Genomic DNA, 1,219 nt, shown 5'->3' on the forward strand with positions numbered 1-1,219 from the left:
GGGAACCTCTAAAAACACCAGTAGAGCATCTAGAGCGTCAAATTTATCTTTAATCTACAGTTTATTTCTTGTAAATTTTTGTTTGTGAGTCTTACTCAAGGCTATTTCCCAATTTTTGGGCGCACTAAGCCCATGATTTCAACCCTAGTCGTTTAATCTGTTCAAATCGAAAGATGTTATAGAGGAGGTTGGTTAAGGTCACATTTGTCTTTGCCCTATCCATTCCAATCCCTCTAAAGGTACTTCCCTTCATGCTATTTTCAATAAAACCAAAAACATGCTCAACTCGACAACGGACTTTGGCAATATGACGGTTAATGTTCTTGTCAGTATCGGTCAATGGTTTATTTCGGAAAGCACGACGGACGGTATGGTGTTGGCAGTTGTCAGGAACACTTTTCCCCACATAGGCACTATCATCAAATACAGGTTCGTTGGCATCACAAAGAGAAGCTAGAACATTGGAGTCATGTATACTAGCTGTTGTGACGCCATAATCTTTGATTAGCTTTGATTTTCTATCAACACAGACGTGATTTTTATAGCCAAAGTAACGAACACCCCCTTTTTGAGTCCAGCTCCCATCGATATCTTTTTGGCATCGTTTGGCTTTGTTCCAACCTTCTACAGTTTCATGCGCTTTGATTTTCTCGTTTTCCTCACGGGAATTGCGTTGCTTAGGACATTCCACAAATGAAGCATCAACTATTTGACCTGTGTGGGCAATCAAACCTTCGTCCGAGAGTTGAGTATAGAACAAGTCGAATAATTCCTTTTCGCGACCTGATTGAGTCAAGCGATCTCGATAAAGCCAGATAGTTTTTGAATCTGGGACATTATCTTCGTGGCAACCAACGAAACGACGAAAGGATAAGCGATCAAGCAATTGATATTCCATAGCATCGTCAGACAAGTTATGTAATCGTTGAAGTAAAAGGACTTTGAACATCATGAGGTAATCAAGGTGAGGACGACCTCCACGACCAATAACTTTATTCTTGCGAGAAAACAATTCTGATAACAAGGGGAGAAAGAGTTGCCAATCCATGACAGCGTCTAGACGTTCCAATGGATTACCTTTTTCAGTGAGTTTTGACAAGATTTTTTCATCATCAGTAAATAAATGCATCGTGTTTAACCTCGTTTATCGAGTTTTATACTTGTATTTCTATTATCTCATTTTATAGGTTTTTTGAGGAGTTTTTAGAGGTGCCCATAT

Annotated in this window: 1 protein-coding gene; it reads right to left on the reverse strand. The window is 39.4% G+C overall.

Annotated elements, in window-relative coordinates; genetic code table 11:
- Positions 1-124: 124 nt before the first annotated feature.
- Entirely contained in the window at positions 125-1,129 is a 1,005-nt protein-coding gene (locus NST05_RS11010; RefSeq protein ID WP_011681261.1) for an IS5-like element ISSth7 family transposase, read from the reverse strand.
- Between the last annotated feature and the right edge of the window lie 90 nt (positions 1,130-1,219).

Origin of the sequence: Streptococcus sp. FSL E2-3494 (assembly GCF_038007085.1) — a bacterium.
GTDB classification, from domain to species: Bacteria; Bacillota; Bacilli; order Lactobacillales; family Streptococcaceae; genus Streptococcus; species Streptococcus thermophilus.